The organism is Barnesiella sp. (genome assembly GCF_022723415.1).
Taxonomy (GTDB): Bacteria; Bacteroidota; Bacteroidia; order Bacteroidales; family Barnesiellaceae; genus Barnesiella; species Barnesiella intestinihominis.
Genome location: NZ_JAIJHU010000109.1, coordinates 1 through 2,703 on the forward strand (window position 1 = coordinate 1; position 2,703 = coordinate 2,703).

Here is a 2,703-nt window from a genome sequence, read left to right on the forward strand (position 1 = left end):
GTTCCTGACTCGATAATTCCCGGATATATTATCGGTTATTTTTAACTATAAGTAAGTGGTGGGAGGCCAGACCTTGAGATGAGGTTTGCCTCCCTTTTTATAGCCATTACTTAGTAATACCTTCAATGATATTGACCAGAAATGCCTTTGACCATTATGACCGCAGCTTCAAACGATTACTTATTACGGATATTCTTAATAGAGTTAATATTTCGTCTCATTTATTTAATGTAAACTTACATTTTGGATAATTAGAGCAACCATAAAATGAGCCATATCTACCTTGACGCAATACTAACTTCCCGCCACATTGTGGACAAACTCCTTGTTTTATAGAGGTCTTGGCTCTGTATTGCCTGTTATGAACATTGTATTTGTGTCGTTTAATTTCCTGCTTGCTTGCAATGGTATAATGTTTTTCAATAGCATTGACAATCCAATTTACTTGAGATGAGTTCAAAATAGCATGACGATATTGAGATATCGCATAATTTAAGTTGTATCTGTTTACCACAATATGATTTTCTACATGAACTTTTAAATCTGCCGAATTGTCGAAAACAACAATAGGAACAAACGGAATGTCAAAAGAGCATTTGAGCAAATAGCGAAGGAATCTCACGTGCCCCTCATTCTGCTTTATCGGATTATAAAATTGGTGCTTGCTCTTATAGATAACTTGTGTCCAATGCTCTGAATTTTCTCCACCCAATATCCATCCTTTGTAACCTTTAGTCTCTATGACGAAGACACCGTAAGGTGAAACGACGATATGATCTATCTGAGTTGAACGCCCATTACTTTCAAACAACAAATCGTTGAAGATAACATATTCATCAGGCAGTTGCAACATTTCCTTATGAACCAACTTCTCTGAATACTTGCCTTTCCACATAGGCATCTTCAATTTTATGAAAATTGCCAATGCGAAGAAAACCACAAAAAATACTATTACCATTTTCTATCAATCTAATATATTCGATTATTATATTATGAAGAACGGAACAATAACAGAAATATTGCACTTGTTTATAGAATTCATTTTTTTACCAAAATCGTTTTGTTCTGTTAAAGGATAGTTAAATATCAAGGGTTTACTAAAAAAACTATCTCGAAAATTTGGAACTTAACTCAAAAACATCTATATTTACAAAAGTTTTCGCATATATTTGTTTAAGATGGGGTGAGTCGTGAGACCGAGCCCCATCTTTTGTTATATAAGGAGGTATTATAGCCATTTGTTTAGTAATACCTCAAATGATTTTGACCAGTAATGCCTATGACCATTATGACCGCAGGTATAATGAAAGAATAATATTGCTTATGTTCTTAGGTTTATTAAAGAAATACACCCCCTATAATCATTTCGCTTTCCCTTTTATTATTTTACGATATTTTCCATTAGAGGTTTTAACTATATATAGACCATTAGCAGGCTCATTTACTTTGATACCATATATGTTATAATAAGATTCTTCGAAATCATTGTCAATGGATTGTTCTTTTATCTTTATTCCAGTGTTTACTTTTGTTTGCTTGAATATTGGTCGAATATTTTGATTATAACAACGTACATTAGAAGTTATATACTTGGCGTCAGGTAACAAAACGCACAAAGTCCCTCCCTCTGTTTTCGAATGTAAAGTAGAACTCCAATAATAGCAGTTGTTGCTATAGACGCCTCTACCTCCTGGCATTAAATAACCATTCTCAGGCAAAAATATACTATTACCATTGGGTCCTGTAATTCTATATCCGTTAGTACCACTAATATTTTCTCTATTCCATTCACATTTGTCAATTAGTTCATTGAACTGATCGTCTGAAGGTAATTGCCATCCAGAACCTAATAAAACGTGTGCTTGGTCAAATGCAGAACCTGCAATATCTTTATTCTTAAAAAAACCGGCCGCATAAATAGGATCTAAGTCTCCGCCACATAAATAATCTTCGCATAAGTAATCGCTCCACCCATTAGGGGCTTGTTGAGTAGCCCCCCAAGGAATCCAAGTACCCATTTTTTCCGGTGCTTCTGCTCCTATATTACGATTTGCCCAAAGTACGCTTAATCCAAGATCTATAGCATCAGAAGGAATATTACTATTACTAAACACAATTCTAACATATGTACTGTCAGAATTATTTAATAAAATATATTGTCCATTATTTATGTTTTCTGTAACATCTTTTCCATTTACATATAATTTTAGCACCCATTCGTTTAAATCGGGATGAAAATTAAGAATCGATTTGTAATTTTTATCGACATAAAAGTGTTTTTCCCCATTGTGTACGCTAACTTTCCCCAATACCACATTTCCGGAACCGGTAACATTAATAGACAAGTAATTTTTTTGAATGTTGTGCGATGTTACAGGACGAATAAACATACCCAGATATTTATCGCTAAATAATGGACCTATATAATCTTGATTGTTAAAGTTTAAAGCTCCAGCATAGCGTTTATACTCTCCTTCTGTTGAAGTCCAGTATGAACCAGAGTTAGAGTCAATATTGTCAGAAGGAAGAAATATAGAATTTCCATTGTAACCTGTAATTTTCATACCAGATATTCCTTCATTATCTATCCATTCCCAGTTACAATTATCTACCAATTCGCGAGCTTCCTTAATTGTTGGCATACGCCAGTTATCGCCCCATAATTCATGTGCTACATCATATTCTGTTTTACTTATATCTGAC

2 protein-coding genes are annotated in these 2,703 nt (G+C 33.9%); both read right to left on the reverse strand.

Going from position 1 to position 2,703, the window contains the following annotated elements; genetic code table 11:
* Positions 1-217: 217 nt before the first annotated feature.
* A complete protein-coding gene (locus tag QVD32_RS12755) occupies positions 218-958 on the reverse strand; it encodes an NERD domain-containing protein (protein ID WP_287710324.1) in 741 nt (246 codons plus the stop codon).
* A gap of 403 nt (positions 959-1,361) precedes the next feature.
* A partial coding sequence (locus QVD32_RS12760) for an Lcl C-terminal domain-containing protein (RefSeq protein ID WP_502795841.1) occupies positions 1,362-2,703 on the reverse strand: 1,342 nt, incomplete at its 5' end.